The sequence below is a fragment of the Paenibacillus sp. 2KB_22 genome, from assembly GCF_052115745.1.
Lineage (GTDB): Bacteria > Bacillota > Bacilli > Paenibacillales > Paenibacillaceae > Paenibacillus.
The window spans coordinates 461189-481829 of the sequence record NZ_JBFRHG010000001.1; the positions used below are offsets into that span (position 1 = coordinate 461189).

General features: G+C 43.7%; 21 protein-coding genes. 4 read left to right on the forward strand and 17 right to left on the reverse strand.

What is annotated here, in order from left to right; translation table 11 throughout:
* Positions 1-2: 2 nt before the first annotated feature.
* The 8 genes from AB4111_RS01865 to AB4111_RS01900 all read right to left on the reverse strand — a co-directional run bounded on the left by AB4111_RS01865 (position 3) and on the right by AB4111_RS01900 (position 7461).
* Positions 3-746, reverse strand: a complete 744-nt coding sequence (locus AB4111_RS01865) for a YggS family pyridoxal phosphate-dependent enzyme (protein ID WP_192131644.1) — start codon at positions 744-746, stop codon at positions 3-5.
* 325 nt (positions 747-1071) lie between these two features.
* Entirely contained in the window at positions 1072-2004 is a 933-nt protein-coding gene (rbsB, locus tag AB4111_RS01870; RefSeq protein WP_442029989.1) for a ribose ABC transporter substrate-binding protein RbsB, read from the reverse strand.
* 14 nt (positions 2005-2018) lie between these two features.
* Positions 2019-2981, reverse strand: a complete 963-nt coding sequence (locus AB4111_RS01875; RefSeq protein WP_442031553.1) for an ABC transporter permease subunit — start codon at positions 2979-2981, stop codon at positions 2019-2021.
* Positions 2982-2991: 10 nt separating this feature from the next.
* The gene (locus AB4111_RS01880) at positions 2992-4473 is read right to left on the reverse strand and encodes a sugar ABC transporter ATP-binding protein (protein ID WP_442029991.1); all 1482 of its coding nucleotides are present in this window, start codon (positions 4471-4473) and stop codon (positions 2992-2994) included.
* 14 nt (positions 4474-4487) lie between these two features.
* Positions 4488-4889, reverse strand: a complete 402-nt coding sequence (gene rbsD / locus AB4111_RS01885; protein ID WP_442029993.1) for a D-ribose pyranase — start codon at positions 4887-4889, stop codon at positions 4488-4490.
* The gene (gene rbsK / locus AB4111_RS01890) at positions 4889-5767 is read right to left on the reverse strand and encodes a ribokinase (protein ID WP_442029995.1); all 879 of its coding nucleotides are present in this window, start codon (positions 5765-5767) and stop codon (positions 4889-4891) included. Before rbsK ends, rbsD begins: the two co-directional genes overlap by 1 nt.
* Positions 5760-6749 (reverse strand): LacI family DNA-binding transcriptional regulator, encoded by a 990-nt coding sequence (locus AB4111_RS01895; RefSeq protein ID WP_442029997.1) that lies wholly within the window; start codon positions 6747-6749, stop codon positions 5760-5762. The genes rbsK and AB4111_RS01895 overlap by 8 nt, the downstream gene beginning before the upstream one ends.
* A gap of 304 nt (positions 6750-7053) precedes the next feature.
* Entirely contained in the window at positions 7054-7461 is a 408-nt protein-coding gene (locus AB4111_RS01900; protein ID WP_442029999.1) for a cupin domain-containing protein, read from the reverse strand.
* Positions 7462-7667: 206 nt separating this feature from the next.
* Here AB4111_RS01900 and AB4111_RS01905 point away from each other — a divergent pair, with 206 nt between their 5' ends.
* Both AB4111_RS01905 and AB4111_RS01910 read left to right on the forward strand, forming a co-directional pair.
* Positions 7668-8225, forward strand: coding sequence for a TetR/AcrR family transcriptional regulator (locus AB4111_RS01905; RefSeq protein ID WP_442030001.1), 558 nt, complete (start codon positions 7668-7670; stop codon positions 8223-8225).
* A 156-nt stretch (positions 8226-8381) separates the two neighbouring features.
* Positions 8382-9356, forward strand: a complete 975-nt coding sequence (locus AB4111_RS01910; RefSeq protein WP_442030003.1) for a DMT family transporter — start codon at positions 8382-8384, stop codon at positions 9354-9356.
* A 102-nt stretch (positions 9357-9458) separates the two neighbouring features.
* Here the strand turns inward: AB4111_RS01910 and AB4111_RS01915 are convergent, their stop codons facing one another.
* From AB4111_RS01915 to AB4111_RS01925, 3 genes are all read right to left on the reverse strand, one after another.
* Positions 9459-10601 (reverse strand): DUF4309 domain-containing protein, encoded by a 1143-nt coding sequence (locus AB4111_RS01915; RefSeq protein WP_442030005.1) that lies wholly within the window; start codon positions 10599-10601, stop codon positions 9459-9461.
* 298 nt (positions 10602-10899) lie between these two features.
* On the reverse strand, positions 10900-12033 hold the full coding sequence (locus AB4111_RS01920) for a serine hydrolase domain-containing protein (protein WP_442030007.1): 1134 nt from the start codon (positions 12031-12033) through the stop codon (positions 10900-10902).
* Between the two features lie 216 nt (positions 12034-12249).
* Positions 12250-12444 carry a hypothetical protein gene (locus AB4111_RS01925; RefSeq protein ID WP_017688524.1) on the reverse strand — a complete coding sequence of 65 codons (195 nt, stop codon included), beginning with the start codon at positions 12442-12444 and terminating at the stop codon, positions 12250-12252.
* A 219-nt stretch (positions 12445-12663) separates the two neighbouring features.
* Between AB4111_RS01925 and AB4111_RS01930 the strand changes: the two genes are divergently transcribed.
* Positions 12664-13338, forward strand: coding sequence for a cyclase family protein (locus AB4111_RS01930; protein WP_442030009.1), 675 nt, complete (start codon positions 12664-12666; stop codon positions 13336-13338).
* A 102-nt stretch (positions 13339-13440) separates the two neighbouring features.
* Here AB4111_RS01930 and AB4111_RS01935 read toward each other — a convergent pair whose 3' ends face one another.
* Positions 13441-14313, reverse strand: a complete 873-nt coding sequence (locus AB4111_RS01935) for a YitT family protein (protein ID WP_253435530.1) — start codon at positions 14311-14313, stop codon at positions 13441-13443.
* A 91-nt stretch (positions 14314-14404) separates the two neighbouring features.
* Complete coding sequence (locus tag AB4111_RS01940) at positions 14405-14761, reverse strand: MerR family transcriptional regulator (RefSeq protein WP_253435527.1); 357 nt, start codon at positions 14759-14761, stop codon at positions 14405-14407.
* Positions 14762-14872: 111 nt separating this feature from the next.
* Here AB4111_RS01940 and AB4111_RS01945 point away from each other — a divergent pair, with 111 nt between their 5' ends.
* Positions 14873-15646: an SDR family NAD(P)-dependent oxidoreductase gene (locus AB4111_RS01945; protein ID WP_442030012.1), complete on the forward strand. Its 774-nt coding sequence runs from the start codon at positions 14873-14875 to the stop codon at positions 15644-15646.
* 192 nt (positions 15647-15838) lie between these two features.
* Here AB4111_RS01945 and nspC read toward each other — a convergent pair whose 3' ends face one another.
* From nspC to AB4111_RS01965, 4 genes are all read right to left on the reverse strand, one after another.
* A complete protein-coding gene (gene nspC / locus AB4111_RS01950) occupies positions 15839-16966 on the reverse strand; it encodes a carboxynorspermidine decarboxylase (protein ID WP_442030014.1) in 1128 nt (375 codons plus the stop codon).
* A 1-nt stretch (position 16967) separates the two neighbouring features.
* Positions 16968-18206 (reverse strand): saccharopine dehydrogenase family protein, encoded by a 1239-nt coding sequence (locus AB4111_RS01955; protein ID WP_105409674.1) that lies wholly within the window; start codon positions 18204-18206, stop codon positions 16968-16970.
* A 555-nt stretch (positions 18207-18761) separates the two neighbouring features.
* Positions 18762-19223: a nucleoside deaminase gene (locus tag AB4111_RS01960; protein ID WP_442031554.1), complete on the reverse strand. Its 462-nt coding sequence runs from the start codon at positions 19221-19223 to the stop codon at positions 18762-18764.
* A 162-nt stretch (positions 19224-19385) separates the two neighbouring features.
* Positions 19386-20639, reverse strand: coding sequence for a cytochrome P450 family protein (locus AB4111_RS01965; RefSeq protein ID WP_442030016.1), 1254 nt, complete (start codon positions 20637-20639; stop codon positions 19386-19388).
* Positions 20640-20641: the final 2 nt, after the last annotated feature.

Here is a 20641-nt window from a genome sequence, read left to right on the forward strand (position 1 = left end):
ACTTAATCATCGATGCGTGTGTTTTCATTCCAGTAATACTCGTCCGGTAAGTAGCGTTGACCAAATACACTTGTCCCTACCCGGATCATTGTAGCTCCTTCTTCAATGGCGACTTGGAAGTCACCAGACATACCCATCGATAAAATATCCATTTCTACGCGTGGAATATTTTTCTCTTTAATCTGTGTACGGATCTGGTTTAACAATCGAAAACAATGTCGTGTTTCTTCGTTCGTCGCATTCAGTTTTCCGATGGTCATTAAACCTTTCACGTTTAATGTCTCGAATTGAGACAACTGTTCTACAAGCTCAACGGCTGTTTCTGGAGATGCGCCAAATTTACTTTCTTCGTAGGACGTATTAATTTGCACAAGAATGTCTAAGGTCTTATTCTCTTTGACAAGCTGGTTATGTAACGCCTGACCCAGTTTCAGACGATCTACGGAATGGATGAGCGTAACATATTTAATAACGTCTTTTACTTTATTCGTTTGCAGATGTCCGATAAAATGCCATTCCACCTGTTCGTGTTGCTGCATAAGTGGAAATTTGTCCCGAAGTTCCTGAGCTTTGTTTTCTCCGAACAGAACCTCACCTGCTTGAATCGCTACCTCTAGTTTCTCAAGCGATACCGTTTTGGTCGCGAGCAACAACTGAATTTCCTCTAAGTTGCGACCGGAAGCCTGGCAGGCCAGTGCCATTTGCTGTCTTACAGTTTGGAGATTTTCTCCTACTAGATGTTTCATGTCAGCTACCTTCTTTCTATTCCAAACAGGAATGAATAATTGAGATTAGCTCCTCCTTATGTATTGTGAAGATTGTGTAGAACGTCATGCTAGTATAGCAACCCATGGATTGGATATACATATCCAAAAAAGCTATTTTCGAACAATCCAAAGTTACAAAAGTGGACATTAATTCAATTGGGGCACCTTTAATATGCTTTTAAAAGTCAATAATCTGATTGATGTGATGACCACACATTACGAAATGAAAAAAGCCGCTAAATTAGCGGCTTGGTTATATTCCTATGCTCTTCTCCACAAGACGAGAAACATGTTACATGATGATTTACTCGTTCACATTTTCCTTGGTTACCAGCTTCAATTCAGCCGGAATCGATGGCTCCACCTGCTTGCCACTGAGCACATCCAGAGCTGCTTGCAGCGCCAGTTGACCAATCAGTATAGGCTGCTGAGCGACTGTTGCTGTCAATTTCCCATCCTGAATGGATTTGATTGCATCATCATTGCCATCGAATCCGATGACCGGAATGTCTTTACCCGAGCTTTGAATCGCTTCAATCGCACCAAGTGCCATCTCATCATTATGGGCAAATACGGCCTGCACGTCAGGATTACCCTGAAGCAGATTCTCCATGACATTTAATCCTTTGGACCGATCAAAATCAGCAGATTGTTTGGAAACCACATCGAGTTGCTTGTCAGCCACTTCATGGAAACCTTTCCCCCGTTCTCTTGTTGCGGAAGCGCCAGGTACACCCTCAAGTTCAATGACTTTTGCTCCCTCACCCAGTTGTTCAACAAAGTATTCAGCTGCCATGCGGCCACCCTTAACGTTATCAGATGCCACTAGTGCCGCCACTTCGCCTTTATCTGCGGAGCGATCCAGCGTGATCACGGGAATGCCCACACTATTCGCGGATTGAACCGCTGTGGAGATCGCTGCAGAGTCCGCGGGGTTAATCAGAAGTGCACTAACGCCTTGCTGAATGAGATCATCCACATCATTGGTTTGTTTGGCCGAATCGTTCTGCGCATCCACCACGATGACCTGTACTCCCTGTTTTTTGGCTTCAGCCATGACCCCGTCCTTCAGTGATACAAAGAATGGATTGTTTAGTGTAGATATCGACAAACCTATTTTCTTCTGTCCGTTACTTTTGGAAGGGTCAGGTTTGGCCCATTCCGGTGGTTCCAAAGAGCATCCGGCCAGAACGATAATCATCATCACACTTACGAGTGTTATTGTCCACTTTTTCATATTCGCTTCTCTCCTTATGCTGTTTTCTTGCGGTCCAGCAGGACGGCAATGGCAATGACGATACCTTTCACAACCATTTGGTAAAATGAGTTTACTTCGAGCAAGTTCAATCCATTATTCAGTACGCCGATAATCAGAACACCGATCAGGGTACCGACGATTCGTCCACGTCCTCCAGCAAGACTTGTACCACCCAATACAACCGCTGCAATTGCATCCAGCTCATAGGATGTACCGGCCGTTGGTTGCGCTGAATTCAACCGAGATGTCAAGATTGCACCTGCCAGAGCAGCGAGCATCCCTGTCAGGGAGTAGATCATAATTTTCACGCGATTAACTTTGATACCCGAGATAATGGACGCTTTCTCATTACCACCGATGGCGTACGTTTTGCGGCCAAAAGCCGTCTTATGCAAAATAATCCATAGAATCATGAAGGTAATCAGCATCGTGATTGCAGGTACCGGAATGCCCAACAGGTATCCACGGCCGAACAGTTGGAACAACAGGTTATCCCCGAGTCCTGTAATTGGATTACCATTTGTGTACACCAACGTTAATCCTCTGAATATCGTCATGGTTGCCAATGTAGCGATAAACGGAGCCATTCTGCCTTTGGTAATCATCAGTCCATTCACCATACCCATGACACCACCGAGTGCTACACCGATAATGATGGACAAGATTGGATCCAGACCGGACAACATCATGTTTGCTACAAAAGCACTGGATAAAGCCAGGATCGATCCAACTGACAGATCAATTCCACCCGTCAGAATAACAAACGTCATACCGAAAGCAATCAGCGCATTAATCGAGACTTGACGCAATAAATTCAAGATATTAAGCGGTTCCAAGAAACTTGGATTCAGCACCGATACGATGAGAATAAGAATGATTAAGCCGAGCAGCGGTCCCAATTTTTGTATCACGCTTGAGAAACGGAAGTCGCTTTTAGCCGTTTTGTTTTCCTGCATTGTTGTCATATCACTGTCCCCCTGTGGCCAATGTCATAATGTGTTCTTGTGTTGCTACTTCCCTTGCAACCTCGCCACTGATGTGTCCTTCATGCACAACTGCGATCCGGTCGCTCATGCCCAGCACTTCAGGTAGCTCCGACGATACCATGATGATTGCAACCCCGCGGTCTGTAAGTTCATTCATCAATTCATAGATTTCGCGCTTCGCTCCAACATCCACTCCGCGTGTAGGTTCATCCAGGATAAGTACGCTTGGACCGATACCAACCCATTTCGCGATAACCACCTTCTGCTGGTTACCCCCGGATAGATTCCTTGCCGCCGTCTCGGAGGATTGCGTTTTGATCTGTAGACGTTTGATTAACGTATCTACGAAGTCTTGTTCTTTCGAAGCTGAAATGAAACCTTTGTTTGAGAAACTGAACAGATTCGTCAACGCCATATTCTCGCGAATAGAAAAGTCTAATACCAGCCCCTCATCCTTGCGGTCTTCAGTAATAAACCCGATTCCATGTTTCACTGCATCTGCCGGTTTACGAATGTTCACTTTTTTGCCGCGGATGAAGATTTCACCGCTATCCAACGAATCCAAACCAAAGATTGTTCTCATGATCTCGGTTCGTCCAGAACCCATAAGTCCTGAGAAACCGAGTATTTCTCCCGCTCTCACAGTGAAGTTAATATTCTCGAACAACCCCTTGCTGCTTGCATTCCTTACTTCCAGCACAACTTCACCATAAGAAGGATTCCGGACAGGATAACGCTCGGTAAGTTCACGACCTACCATTTTCCGTACCACTTCATCAAAGCTTGTCTGTGGGATTGGCTGAGTGTCTACCGTTCTGCCGTCACGCATAATGGTAATCCGGTCACAGATCGTGAATATCTCCTCCATGCGGTGAGAAATATACACGATGGATACTCCGTCCTTCTTCAGTGAGCTGATTACACCAAACAGTTTCTGTATCTCGCGCTCCGTGAGTGCCGCTGTTGGCTCGTCCATAATGATAACCTTGGCATCTGTCATAAGTGCTTTGGCGATTTCAATCATCTGCTGCTGCCCGACAGAGCATTCTCCCGCAGGACGTTCCAATGGGATGTGAACGGATAGCTTTTCAAACTGCTCTTTGGCAAGCGCTTTCATCTGTCTTGTATTAAGCAGACCGAAGGATGATGTCATTTCCTTACCAATAAAGAGATTATCCAGGACTGTCATTTCAGGCCATACGTTTAGCTCCTGATGTATAAAAGTGATACCTAACTTCTCTGCTTCCTTCGGACTTGCAAAATAGTTTTCTTCTCCGTCTATCGTGATGGTTCCCTGATCTCGCTGATGGAGACCAATCAGAATGTTCATCAGAGTGGATTTACCGGCTCCATTCTCCCCCATTAAGGCATGAACTTCACCATCTTTTAGTTCAAAATCCACTCCGCTTAGCACCTGGTTGGTGCCAAACGCTTTATGAATGCCTTGCATCTGAATGTGCATTACGCAACCTCCTTTTAACCGAAATGGACTCCCGATTGTAAAATACAATTGGCATACGGTGTCGCTTCACCTGTACGGATGACTGCCTTCACCTGTCGGGTTAACGCTTTGAATTGTTCGTGGCTGACGGAAGCGTCGATGGCTTCTTCCTCGAATCTCTCTGTAATGAATTGCATAGCTGCGGGATTGCCTTCGCAAATTTCATTCGCCACAATAACTTTCTCAATGACCATATCTTCTGCAATCGCCTCGACCACTTCGCGAAAACTTGGTGTTCCCAGTTTGAGGGCCAGATCGATTTTGACTACCCCGTCAGGTACCGGTAGACCTGCATCCGCAATCGCAATCATGTCCGTATGGCCCAGGTCAGATAGAATCTTGGAGATGTGACTATTCAACATGCCAGTTCTTTTCATTACAAGCTCTCCTCTACTTCATCACGCGTCGGCATGCCGCCCTGCGCTCCGAACTTGGTGACGGACAACGATGCAGCCCGATTGGCGAAGCGTATACTCTCTTGTAAAGGTTTACCTTCAGCCAGAGCAACTGCAAATGCGGCGTTGAACGTATCCCCTGCACCGGTAGTATCGACAGCCTCCACTTTATAAGTTGGGACTAGAACTTCCTCTATGCCATCAAAATAACGAACCCCTTTACTGCCCTCCGTGATGAACAGTTTGTTCGGATATTGGCGCAATGCCTGCGCCGGACTCATACCCTGAAACAAAATCTCGGCTTCATGCTCGTTCGGCGTGATATATGCAGCATTGTCGATGACTTCTCTCGGCAATGTCCTTGCCGGAGCGGGATTAAGCAGTAATGGGGTTCCGAACTCTGCACACAATGCGCTTACATGAACAACGGTTTCCTCCGGAATTTCTTGCTGAATTAGTACGATATCTGCATCACGGATCACATCAGCCGCATCATCAACATATGCAGGCGTAACTTCACGATTCGCCGCTTCAACCACTACGATACTATTATCACCTTCCGCCAGAATGATATGAGCTGTTCCACTTTCTAAATGTGTAACCGGTTTCACATTTTGCGTATTTACAGCATTTGCTCTGAAGTTCTCTAAAATATCTTCGCCAAATGCATCGTCGCCTACCCGGCCAATCATCGCAACCTCAGCGCCAAGTCTTGCAGCAGCAACAGCCTGATTGGCTCCCTTACCGCCAGGGACCGTTTTGAAGCTGTCGCCAAGAACGGTTTCACCCGCCCCCGGCCGTCTTGATGAAGTAACAACCAGATCCATAGAACTGCTTCCTATTACACATATTTTAGCCATCTGATCTCACCTTTCTCGTAGTGCCCCGTTCGATGAAGCTTACGGGCAACTGTATGTTTTTGTTCTCTATTGCAGCTTGTTCCACAAGCTGGATAAGTAATCCCGCCGCTTCTCTTCCCATCTCGTATGCTGGCTGATGGATGGTGGACAATGCCGGCGATAACAGGCTGCTCATCGGAATATCATCGAAGCCAATCACTTGTACGTCATCAGGAACCTTCCTTCCGACTCGTGATGCCTCATGCAGTACTGCCATAGCTGCGATGTCATTGCTGGCAATCACCCCATCTGTGTCCGCATACTTCCTGAATAATTCTTCAGCCCATATACCTGCCTCGTTAATTGAAAATGAGGTCGTCTGGATTACCCGGTAGTCTAACCCAGCATCACGGATGATTTCAATCGCCCCTTCAAATCGATCCTGAGCTGGTCTGATCTGTGACGGTCCCTGCATAACTGTGATCCGGCGACTGCCGCGTTTGATAATCTCCCTTGCAGCTAGTCTTCCACCTTCCCTGCCATCCGCATAGACGGATGGACGATCCAGTGATGTTCTATCCAAAAACACAACGGGAATCTTCAGGTTTTCATATATTGAAGAATGAGGGTAGTTCGTCGAAGAGATTACACCGACCACATTGTTCTGGATAAACGTCTGGATGTAATCCTGCTCCTTTCGTTCATCCTCATCACTATTTCCAAATATCAGTCTGTAATCCTGTTCCTGCATCCGGTCCTCTACACCGCGGGCCAACTGTGGGAAGTAAGGGTTGGCAATATCCGGCAACAACAGGCCAATCAGTTTGGACTTGCGCTTATATAATGAGCGGGCCACTTCATTTGGCGAAAAGTTAAGCGCCTTCACAGCATCTTCCACTTTCTTGCGAGTGTCCGCATGAACATAACCTCTATCATTAATTACTCTGGATACGGTGGCAACAGATACGCCAGCCAGTTGAGCTACGTCTTTAATTGTTTTCATAAGTTGCTCTCCTCTATGTGTAACCGGTTACAGACATTAAATTATCATATTATTTTCGATTTGACAAGCGTTTTCATTCTGGAAATTTCTCCAAGTATACATGAATCTTCACTAAAATCCACCTATATCATGGTTTTACCTGTCAGGGAGATCGATACTTCGTAGACGTAAAGAGGCCATCACTCGATTAAAACTCAGAGTGATGGCACCCAGATCAACACAAGAATCAGCAATCTCGCTGAACTTAAATAGCCTTTAATGTAACAAATTAGCTTTTCGATAAAATCAATTCATAGCATTTATTTTATAACTTACCGTAAACTTCATCTGTAACAGGTTCCAGCCACTCTGGTGTACCTGCAGTAATCGCAATATGTTCAAACCAACTATCTTTAGCGGCCCCATGCCAGTGTTTTACACCATCATGAGTCACGATAACGTCGCCGGCTTTTAGGAATTGAGCAGGTTTCCCTTCTTCTTGGTACCAACCTTCCCCACCAGTCACTAACAATAGTTGAAATCCACCGCGGTGAATATGCCAGTTGTTTCGGCATCCCGGTTCAAACGTCACATTCCCAACACCCACATTCACTTTGGGATCAGCAACCAAGGATTGGAGATAACTTTGCCCTACAAAATATTGTGCATATGCTTCGTTTTTTTCTCCTACCGGGAATATCACTCCATCTTTAACTTCTTCATATTTAGCCATTTTATTTACCTCCAATATGATCTTTTGTATTAATCCGTCCTGTTCCTAAGATGACCTAAAATATATTTTGCACACATACGTGCGATATCGCACATTTGTGTATAATATAGAATAATTGCACTGCTACTGCAAGGATCAAATGAACCCGATCTGTGCCTTATGGCGCAAAGGAACCACATCTGTGCAATTACTCTCTGGAAAGAAAGGTGATTACTATCGTTTCTATCACAGATCGAAGAGTACTTAAGTCTCAAGAAGCTATCAAATCCGCTTTTATTAGACTTATGAACGAAAAACCTTTTGACACTATTACGATGCAAGATATATCAGATCATGCTAATGTCGGCCGCAGAACCATATATCATCACTTTTCGGACAAATTCGACTTGCTGGATAAATTAATTGAAGAACATATTGAAGAACTAAGAAGATTATGCAAGGAAGCATCCGATCTGGATTTTATAGAAAGCAATGTACTTTGGTTCGATTATTTTGAAATGCACTATTCATTCTTCTCAGCTATGATACGGAGTAAAGGAGCCCCTTTTTTCCGCAGTCGCCTCCTCGCTCTCGTCATCGAAGAACTGGAAGATGAGGTGAATATAACAGAGGGAAAAAATAAAGGACTAACGAAAGATGTCATCCTTACGTTTTTTGGTACAGCTCTCGTTGGTATAGTGGAATCCTATTTCACGAATGGGTTACCCCGGCAACCTCACTTTGTTGCAGAACAAGTTGGCATTTTATTCGATAGAAACTTATAAAAAGACGCTTCATGAACCGCTCCTTCTTAAGAATCTTACTACCTGGAGAGCGGTTTATTAATTATCATTACAAATATTAGCGATATGTGATATGGTCAGTGAGGATAGTAGATTCGTACATACATATGTGCATGAAATGCGAGGAGAAGATTGAGAGTGATAGAGAGAAATACCCTTGAAAATCAAAAACCGAGTAAATTTAGTGATCCCATTTTTGTCATGCTCATAGCGAGCCTTTGTTGCTTGTTATGGGGAAGTGCGTACCCGTCCATCAAACTTGGATATATCGCATTTAACATTCTGCCGGAAGACATTGCTTCCAAATATGTATTTGCTGGATATCGATTCACACTGGCGGGCTTGCTGCTATTGCTACTGTCTCGTATCGTTAGAAAAGAGAAGCTTCAATTGTCCCGGCCTCAGTGGGCAAGCCTTATCATGTTAGGTATATTGCAAACCGGTTTGCAATATATGTTTTTCTACGTTGGCGTAGCCAATACGACGGGTGTCAAAGGTTCCATTATGAATGCAACGACGACCTTCTTCAGTGTTGTTCTGGCCCATTTCATCTATAAGAACGACAAATTAAGCAGAAATAAAATCGTTGGCTGCTTGCTCGGATTCGTTGGCGTTATTATCGTAAACTTCCATACGGATCTGCTTACTTTTTCCTTTTCATTTACAGGCGAAGGCTTCATTATTATAGCAGCACTTGTTTTTTCCGTTACAGCCCTTTACGCAAAACGTCTCACCGCGACCATCGATGTTCTAATCATTACAGGGGTTAGCCTGTTCGTGGGTGGACTGGTGCTTACGCTGTTAGGTCTATTACTCGGCGGTCGGGTCAACCACTTCACCCTGGAATCCACGAGTAACTTAATCTATCTGGCTTTACTGTCATCTGTGGCATTTTGTTTGTGGAATATGCTACTCAAATACAACAAGGTCGGAAAAGTGTCTGTATACAATTTCCTTATCCCTGTGTTTGGAGCATTATTATCGGCTTTATTCTTAGGCGAAACGATTTTCGAGCTGAAAAACTTGGCTGCATTACTGTTTGTTTCGATCGGCATTTATTTAGTCAATCGTGTGCGTTCTGTGCAAAGCTCTAATAACATTCCAATAAAATAGACTACCCGTCCACTTCCATGGACAATAAAAAAAGCCGCTGATCAGCGGCTTTTTTTGTAAATATGATTAAGCTATGCTTTCATTTCTTTACGATGCTATACCTTAATATATACTTGTAAAGTCAATCAAGTCCTCTTCTTCTTCATAATTGAATACAATGGCGTGATTACCCAATTGGTATACCATCTCATATCCACCCACGACTTCATTGTAATATTCTGAGGAAGGTTTTCCTATCCATATTCTTACATTCCACGGTGAAAGATTCTGCTTCTCATTGTACAAATCAAAAACGGCAATACGTGATTTATTGGTAAGCTCGTGCATATATGAATCGAATCCAACGCCGAATTTAGAATAATAATAGAACGCTCCCCATTCTTCATTTGAACGAGAATTGGGTTTCCCCAGCTTTTTTTGCGCATTTTGAAGCGTCATGCCAATCTTGATGTCCGTTCGGCCTGGCAATACACCCTTTAATGCAGCGTCCTTCAGGCTTTTCAAGTAAGCGCGATCGCCAACACCCGAGTTCGGCCAATCTCTTGTACGAAGGTTGCGCGTATCTTCCAGCCGCAATTCCAATTTGTTCACATTCAACTTAAACGTATTAACGCTATAGACGAATTGAAGGTTGTTGTAATTTTTGAACTGCACTCGGGCACCTGATAGAGTACGGATTCCACCATCTCTGATCGCTGAGTAGGAATCGTCAATTTTTTTTCCCTTATTATCGACATATGTTACACGGCGCAATTCCCCGGAACGAACAATATACGTTTTCACCTCATTGAAATTAGAAGTTCCCCAATCGGTGATCATCAGCATGTCTGCTGTACTAGCCTCTTTGCTTTTCACAACGAAGTTCCAGGTTTGAGGCAAAATAATCGTATTCAGATCCAGTTTTGCTGCTTGCACTGTTCCGTATGCTGCACCTTTTTTCAGCAAGGCCGCACGATACGTTCCTGAATAACTCTTGTCGCCTTTTTTATTGTTCGTCCAACCATTTTCTTCGGTCAGCGTACTTTTCTGTTCATCATAAGCAAAAATATAAACGGTGTATGCAGTTTGCTTGGCATCACGAAGCGTAAATGAAAGCCGGCTCATACTTTCCAGCTGTTTGGCTGAGATTTGCTCTCCTTTGGCAGCGGCATTGGGTGGTAGCAGAAGCAATGCGCTCAGAACATAGCCGATTATGGTAAGTAAGGCTAGGGAAGCCCATTTTGCGTTGTGTTTAGGGTATATCATTGTTGACTCTCCTTTGAGTAAAAAATAAAAATCTAAAATCTCTTTTTAAATTTTAAATCGTGTAAAATCTCAACATTAAAACAGCTACTTGCTAGATTGTAATCTTGATCAAACTATGTAATTAATACAGGTTCATATTCAATAAGCATGTCCTCCTACTAGTACTATTTTCCTAAGAATGATAACATACCCTTTCTAATAAAGAAATATATAACAATCCAATTCATTGTTTTTAATCCATATCACATAAAAAAGCCGCTGATTAGCGGCTCTTCATATATATACGAAAACGATATAATTATAGGCAGGAGTATATCACATTACGTAAGCGTCGTTGAACATATCCTTCCTGACTGTTCAGCAAATGCTGGGCATACATGACCGTAAGCTCTGAATCCGGATCAATAATAGCCATACAACCAGCAGCACCACTCCATCCAAATTCACCAAGCGGACTCAGCGAACCACTGCGTGCTTTGGAGATATGTGTACGGACACCTAATCCATAGCCGTATCCATACATATGATCCCACGAATAATCACCGCGAGTCATCTCGTTCAGATGATCCGTTCGCATCAGTTCCACTGAAGCTTGTGACAAAATGCGTACACCTTCAGGACTTGTACCACGCCCAGCAAGCGCGTTTAGAAACCGTGCATAATCGCTAACGGTTGATAGCAACCCTGCGCCACCGCTCTCCAGCTCGGTACCTACACGGAATCCATTACCATCCATACGTACAGCCTTTTCAAGTTCATCATTGTAAGCATACTGCGGAATAAGGCGTTTCTGCTGCTCATCGTTCAGATTGAACGCTGTATCGTTCATGCCAAGCGGTCCGGTGATTTCGTCCCGGAGATACGCACCAAAGCTTTTACCACTTACAACTTCCACCAAGGCTCCGAGCACATCATGGCACATGCTGTAATTCCAATGCGTTCCTGGCTCAAACAAAAGCGGTTCCTTCGCAAGCGCTCTCGCGAACTCACGTGTTGGCAGTGTTCCGTGGGTGCTTTTTACAGCTTCCTGAATGCTTGGACTACCCACGTCATAGGAGAACCCAGCCGTCATGGTGAACAAATCGCGTACTGTAATGGCTCTTGTCGCCTTTTCCAGTCGAATCTCTCCGTTCGCCATCGTTTTCTTCACCGTCATATCGGCATATTCCGGCAGATAATCGGACAGTGGATCACTTAACAGCATTTCACCCTTCTCCACTAGTTGCAGTCCTGCCACGCAGGTCATGATTTTGGTCATGGAGTATAGATTGAAGATTGCTCCATCGCTAATAGGCGTTTTGTCCTCCAGATTGGCGTAACCATTACGGTAATGGAAAACGGTATCATTTCGATGCATCACCAATACCTCAGCCCACGGTATACGCCAGGATGTCATGCGGTCAATAAATGTAGCAAGCGGTTTAAAGTCCATTTTTTCCCGTCCTTCTATGTAAAATCGTTTATCATTTTGCGATGTGGTCCATGTTCACTCCACAATCCACATAGTAATAATATACGACCTTTTACAACGATTGACCACCTTCTATATCCTCTCTTTTGTGCAACTACCATACATAGGTCCTCTGTTGTTACAATGCTTCGCATGAATAAGCCGATCCCATAAAGGATCAGCTTATGTTGGAACATTTTAGACTTCGCCGCGTCTGTTCTCAACCGATTTCATACGGTTTTGATCATCTGGTACCCGGTCAACACTGAACTCTTGGCCAGCTTCAACCTCACCATGACCTGAGATATTTCGGGAAAAATTAGTGAACTGCCTTTTTTGCTCATCCAATTCGTGTTTTTGCTTCAAAAGCTCTTGCGGGTCCTGCTTTGTCACTATGCTAACCTCCCATTAATGAAACCATATTATTTGTTCGCACTACAGAAGTTTTCCATAAGTGAACTCTAGTTATGCATGAGGTTCAAAATGCTTACATAAAATGAGCTCAAGCTTCCCATTAGCATCAATAGGCGAAAGAGCCTGTTTAGCCGTTTCACTATGGAAAGGGTGCTTGTCCAGAACTGTGCACATCGATTATAGAGGAGAGAACAACTGATGAAACGTCTGCTCTTATCCTATCCGCTTAGCGTAAATACTCCCGTATATAAAGATAATCCTCCAGTTGAGATCCAGCAGCAATCAAGCATAGCTCAAGGAGACCCGTACAATCAATTTATCATCACATCCCTCAACCATAGCGGCACTCATATTGATGGGCCTTGGCATTTTAACCCCAAAGGCAAAAAACTGAGTGAGCTTCCATTTGACGATTTTATCTTCCACTATCCTACGATCCTTGACATTCCCAAAAGTGATGACGAATTGATCACTAAAGCCGATCTGGAGCCATATGAGCACCTGATTGCAGGCTCTGATTTGCTGCTCATACGCACAGGTTTTGGGAAGCTCCGTTCCTCAGACCCTGTTCGTTATAGTGATCATAACCCTGGGTTTGCCGCATCTGCTGCCAGTTACCTCATGGTGTTTGATTCATTACGAGCAATTGGCATGGATATGATCTCTGCGGGCTCTTCACTTCATGAGGATGAAGCTATCGCTTTTCATCAGAAGATTCTGGGAAAAGATCGTGTAGATGGCAAATTCATTCTGGTCATTGAGGATATGAATTTAAACCAAGATTTATCAGATATCGGCGTTGTTTATGCTGTGCCTTTGTTTATTGAAGGGGTTGACAGCAGTTTCAGTACCATTTTCACTGAAAAATGTTAGCTGGAGCAGCCCGAGGTATTCATAAATAATATGTATTGTATACCAAAAAACGCGCCAAGAGATCCTCTCTAGCGCGTTTTTTATAGTGATTGATTAATGTTGTTAGTGAATATCTTTCTTTTTGAAATTGCCGCCTCTTACTTCAGCTACATCGTATACAACTACAAAGGCAGATGGGTCAATTTCATGAATAATATCTTTAATTTTACTCTCTTCCATCCGGTTAATGACACAAGTAATTTCCTTGAATTGTTCATTAGAGTATCCACCGTACGCCTCGGTGTACGTTGCACCACGACCTAGTCGGTCACGAATGGTTTCAACCATGATTTCAGGTTGATTCGTAATAATTTTAAATGTTTTGGAGCCGCTCAATCCCTCTTCAACAATATGTATTACTTTGGAAGCAATAAAATACGCAAGTCCTGACAAGATCGCTCCTTGCAGACCGAACACGGTAGAAACGACAATAAAGACAAACATGTTGAGGAACAGAATGAGATCACTGGTTCCAAAAGGTACTTTGCGCGAAAGGAGTACAGCCAGCATATCTATGCCATCCAGTGCCCCGCCATTACGTAATGCAAGTCCCATACCAAAACCGATGATAATCCCGCCGACTACCGTAACGAGCAAAGTATCGCCTTCGATGATGGTTGGTACATGATGCATCAGACTGGTGCTGATCGCCAGTGAAGCAATACCGATGATCGAATATAACGCAAAGCTTTTACCAATCTGCTTGTACCCGAGCCACACAAATGGAATATTAATAATCCCGATGAGCATCCCGAGTGGTAATCCAAACAGCTGTGATCCTACGATACTCAGACCTGTGACACCACCATCCGAGACATTATTCGGGATCAATATGGCTTCCAGGCCATATGCCGTTATAAATCCCCCAATGATAATCAATAATACTTTGGAGAGGATTTTTAACTTGTTTGATTTTTGTTTCCTGATTTGATGCATTCCATTTCCCCCTTGATGAACAACCGATAAAAAACAGTCTATAATAAAAATCACTGTTTTGGCAAATAGATCGGCATTGGTATGTGTTATATCATTGCCCGATGAACGTACGGTACGACGAAATTTTATGCTCAAGCATCTCATCGGCTGTGTTAAGTATGTGCATCTGTTTTTGAATTGACTCTTTGTGCTCCTCCAGCAGCTTCAAGCGATCTGCCGCAGTATGCTCCCCTTCCTGGAATAAGGATGCATACTTCTTAATGGTAGCAATGGGCATCTGGGTCTCTTTTAGTTTGATCACAAATTGAAGCCATTTCAGGTGGGACTCGTTGTATCGCCTGTCTCCACTGGCATCTCGGAGAGGAGTTACAATCTGTTCTTTCTCATAATAACGCAACGTATGTGCACTGATATGGAGTAAATCTGCCACTTCACCAATGGTATGCATGGTTAACCTCCCCTCTATATTCGAGCTTGACTTAGAGTAAGCTCTAATCAGTATAATCAACTCGTGCTCACATCACAATAAAAAACGAAATCAGATCCAGGAGGAATTCCCATGAAATACACAGTGATTACCGGTGCCAGTTCAGGTATTGGATATGAAGCGGCATTAGCTTTTGCAGCTCGTGGCAAAAATATGATCCTGGCAGCACGCAGAACCGATGAATTGAACAAGTTAAAAGGAAAAGTAGCTGAAATCAATCCTGATCTGGATGTTGTCATTCGTACAGTGGATCTTTCCATTGGCACTAATGTGCATGAATTCTATGAAAGTCTTAAGGATTATTCTATTGAGACGTGGATTAACAACGCCGGATTCGGGAATTTTGCTTCCGTGGGCGAACAACACCTGCCCAAAATTGAGCAGATGCTTCATCTAAATATAGAGGCTCTTACGATTCTTTCCTCCCTGTATGTACGTGATTATGCAGATGTCGATGGCACACAGATCATTAATATTTCGTCTGGTGGAGGATATACAATTGTAGCCGATGCAGTAACTTACTGCGCAACCAAGTTCTATGTAAGTGCCTTTACAGAAGGGCTTGCGCAGGAGTTGAAAGGTAAGAACGCAGCAATGCAAGCCAAAGTGCTCGCTCCGGCTGCAACCGAGACGGAATTTGCGAAACATTCCTTTAATGTAGAGGAGTTTGAATATGAGGGCAGAGTTCCCAAATTCCATACGGCGGAACAAATGGCTGGTTTTTTGCTGGAGTTGTATGACAGTGAGAGTGTAGTCGGCATTGTGGACGGGTTAACGTATGACTTTAAACTCAGAGAACCGATCTTTCCATACGCTGCGAGAGCAGCCTCGAAACCACAAAATTAACCCGAAGCTGAAGTTCAAACCGAGTCGCCTGAATACATTTAGACATAACCTAACCTTACTGATAGACATCGATGATAAACATCATTACATTTAATCATTAAACATTATTGGACGTTAAAAAGGGAACCTGTCTCCAGGCTCCCTTCTTTTTTATAAACAATTCTATATTAATACCTTCTATATAATGAAAGCTTATGCCAGCCTCATTTTGAAATCCTGATATCCAAATTCGCGAACAACTTCGCAATCGCCGTCTTTTCTTTTGACTGCAATCGCTGGAAGTGGCATGCCGTTGAACGTGTTGGTTTTCACCATGGAGTAAATCGCCATGTCCTCGAATACCAGACGGTCACCTTCTTGCAAAGGCTGATCGAATGAATAATCCCCAATCACGTCCCCAGACAGACAGGTTTGTCCACCTAGGCGATACAGATGAGCTTTCTCGCCCACTTCTCCCGAACCGATCAGCGGCGGACGATATGGCATTTCCAGCACATCCGGCATATGGCATGTAGCTGAAGTATCCAGAATGGCGATGTCCATACCGTTTTTATGGAAGTCCAGCACAGAAGTCACCAGATAACCAGCGTTCAGCGCAACAGCTTCTCCCGGCTCCAGATATACTTCCAGGCCATAATCATTCTGCATACGCTTGATGCAAGCTTCCAACCTTGGAATATCATAATCTTCACGCGTGATATGGTGTCCACCACCGAAGTTGATCCATTCCATTTGCGGCAACCATTGTCCGAACTTCTCGACAACTGCGTTCAACGTAGTCTCCAGATCGTCAGAATTTTGCTGACACAGTGTGTGGAAGTGCAGTCCGGAGACACCTTCCAACAGATCTGCTTGGAAATCCTCTTGTTTCGCGCCAAAACGCGAACCCGGAGAACACGGATCGTAGATCTCGTGCCCTTCTTGGGTAGAGCATTCAGGATTGACGCGCAAGCCGACCTTACGGCCAGCCTGAAGCGCCTTATCCTTGAATTTTGCAAGCTGTGAAAAAGAATTAAAAATAATATGGTCGCAGATAGAGATAATCTCGTCGATCTCTTCTGCGCGGTATGCCGGAGCAAAGACATGGTTCTCTTTGCCCATTTCCTCGTGGCCCAGGCGTGCTTCATACAAACCGCTCGCCGTAGCACCGCTCAGGTATTCTCCAATCAGCGGATACATCGCAGTCATGGAGAATGCTTTTTGAGCGAGCACGATTTTGGCACCTGTACGCTGCATAACACCGTTCAGGATTTTCAGGTTTCTCTCGATAAGCCCCTCATCAACAACAAAACATGGCGTCGGTAATTGCTCGAACCGCATTTTAACGAACAAGCTCCGATTCTTTAACTTCTTCTGGCAGCTCATCAACCAGTACCGGGTTGAAGTCTTCTACCCATGGGAGACCCCATTTGTTCAACTCTTCCATGAATGGATCCGGGTTGAATTCTTCTACATTGTATACGCCTGGTTTGTTCCATTTGCCTGTCATGACCATTGCCGCACCAATCATAGCTGGAACGCCTGTTGTGTAAGAGATTGCTTGGGAACCCACTTCTTTGTAGCACTCTTGGTGATCACAGATATTGTAAACATAATATGTTTTGTCTTGACCATCTTTTTTACCTTTGAAAATACAGCCGATGTTTGTTTTACCTACAGTACGTGGTCCAAGTGATGCTGGATCAGGCAGTACTGCTTTCAGGAATTGCAGTGGAATAATTTGTTTACCTTCATACTCAATAGGCTCGATTGAAGTCATGCCTACATTTTCAAGAGCTTTCAAGTGAGTCAGGTAGCTTTGACCAAATGTCATGAAGAAACGGATACGTTTCAGACCTGGCATGTTTTTTGCCAAAGATTCCAATTCCTCATGGTACAACAGGTACATGTCTTTCTCGCCAACTTCTTTGAAGTCGTAGACACGTTTGATTTCCATCGGTTTCGTTTCGATCCATTCACCATTTTCCCAATATCTTCCGTTCGCAGAAACTTCGCGAATGTTGATCTCAGGGTTGAAGTTCGTTGCGAACGGATAACCGTGGTCGCCACCATTGCAGTCCAGAATGTCGATGTACTCAATTTCGTCGAAGTAATGCTTCAGGGCATAAGCGGAGAATACGCCAGTCACACCAGGATCAAATCCACTTCCGAGCAAAGCAGTGATGCCCGCTTTTTCAAAACGCTCTTTGTAATCCCATTGCCAGCTGTATTCAAACTTCGCTGTATCATGTGGCTCATAGTTTGCTGTGTCCATGTAATTTGTTTTCGTTGCAAGGCAAGCATCCATGATTGTCAGATCTTGATACGGCAAAGCAAGGTTCATAACGATATCCGGTTTAACTTCGTTGATCAGAGCGATCAGTTCGTCAACATTGTCAGCATCTACTTGTGCTGTCGTAATTTTTGTTTTTCCGCCGTCCAGCTTGGCTTTGAGTTCATCACATTTGGATTTTGTACGACTCGCGATGCAGATTTCCTCAAAAACTTCGCTGTTTTGAACGCATTTGTGTACTGCCACGGAAGCAACGCCGCCGGCGCCGATGATTAGTGCTTTTCCCATTTTACATTCTCCTATCCCAATATGTATTTTTTTTAATTGGTTTAATTTGGTTTGATACAGTAACGACAACAAGACAACAAAAAAAGCAAGGTGAAAAATGCCCGCAATCGCGCATCATCACACTTGCTTATCGATATACATCATAAAAAAGACGTGAAGTCTCCATGACCAAAAAAGTTCGCAAGAACTCCTATGGCGGAAAGCTCCTTCATGTATATCAATATTGGATCAGAGTCTATATAGCAAATAATTCGCCTTTACCACTCTTATTGACCGTTTCACAAGTTGATGTGCAATTGCACTGGTTGTAAAGTAACCAACTTATAAAATTTGAGCTTTGAACTCAATCAATAAAGCAACGTAAGTTGCCAATCGGCGTTTGACCCGGCTGTCCGTATGGCCTTAACTTCCTGGTGAAGTGGTCAAAATTATCTGCTGGAAAGCTCTAATTCATATTGATAAATCAACTTCCCAAAATCACAGGTCTTACACTATCAGACGTTGAAAAAAAAATCAAGCAATTATCAAAAATTATTTTTTTTGTCCGGATAACGACTAGGAATGAAAATGATATCCTTCGAAGACTTTTAACCCTTCTGCGCCCAGTAATCGCCCTGTTACTTCAGGCTTTTGAGGACTTTTCTCAAACACTTCTTCACACGCGATCATGATGTTGCCACCAGCAATTTCTGCTAGTTGATCATGGGATACGCTATACACCAGCCTCCCCAGATTTGACCAAACCATAGCACCGGAACACATTACACACGGTTCACAACTTGTATACAGAGTGTACTCGCTCAGGTCAAACACATGATGTTCGGAACAATATTTTCGGATAAGCCCAATTTCTGCATGATGCGTAGGATCGCAAAAAGTGTTGATTTTATTTTCCCCAATCATGACCACTTCTCCATTTTTCACCAGAATGGCCCCGAATGGTTCGTTTCCTTCTTTGCGAGCTTGCAGAGCAATCTCAATGGCTTTATGCATAAAAAGTTCATCTTTATTCATAATCGTTTACCTCCAGAACAAAAATGATGTAATCAAATATATCTTTGCTTTTAATCATTGATCAATACCACGACTGAGCTCTTATCATTCCATTCTATCATCATTACAAATAAAGAGTATGACGACAATTCGTCATACTCCAGTGAGACACACTAAATTTATCTATTAAAATTTTACTGGTAATGATGCCAATCCCTCAGATAATAGTGAGTAGTGCCAATGAATCTCTTCCGGAGGAACACGAAGCTGAAGACCAGGAAGTCGTCTTAATAGCGTAGTAAACGCTACGTCTCCCTCCACACGGGCAAGTGGAGCACCAAGACACATATGAATACCATGGCCAAAGGCCAAATGCCTTTTTATTTTGCGCTCAAGATCCAGTTCTTCAGGTTGGTTAAACTGTAACTCGTCCCGATTCGCTGATTTCAAGAGAGGAATCACAACATCTCCTTTTTTAATCCGTTGTCCATCCAGTTCCGTGTCTTGCGTTGCATATCGAGGACCTGACGAAGTCGCGGGGCCGTTATATCGTAACAACTCCTCCACCGCAGAAGGAACCAGATTCAGATCTTGTTTCAGTTGTTCCAGTTGTTCGGGATGTGTCAGAAGTAGATAAGAGCCGGTCGCAATCAGATTCGACGTTGTCTCATGTCCAGCAAATATTAATAATGTGATCATGGATATTAATTCATCTTCATTCAGTCGATCCCCCTCCTCCTCGATCACAATTAATTGACTGATGAGGTCATCGGAAGGTTCCACTCGTTTGTTCGCCACAAGCTGTGACGTGTATTCTGCGAATGATCGCAAATGCTGGGCTACTTCAGGGTCTTGTTTACCGAAACCGAGACCTTTCGCAATGGCTTCAGACCATACATGGATCTGAGGTCGGTCTTCCTGAGGTACACCGAGCATTTCGGATATGACGTTAATTGGGAAAGGGTAGGCATAGTCTTTTACAAGATCCATCTCTCCTTTTCCTTCAAATTGATCAATTAATTCATCGGCAATTTCCTGGACACGCGGACGCAGGCTTTCCATATATCTTGGAGTGAATGCTTTGGACACCAAGCTACGCAGTCTTCGGTGATCCGGTTCATCAACAAAGAGCATCGACTTTCCGGTAAAAAAGGTCTGGGGTTCCGATGAACCAAGATCGTCTGAGAGATTCTTTCGAATATCATTGCCATTATCGATAGAGTTCATATCTACCGTAAATCGAGAGTGGTCTTTCAACACTTCCATGGCGACGTCCATCCGAGTTATAATCCAGGTTTGCTCTGCTCCACCCATTGGATTGGGAACAGGAACAACGGAACCTCTGGATCGCATCTGTTTAAACATGGCAAATTGATCTTTAACATTTTCTTCACTAAACAAATTGAATTCTGATTTTTCCGATGTTTGGTTATTATTCATTG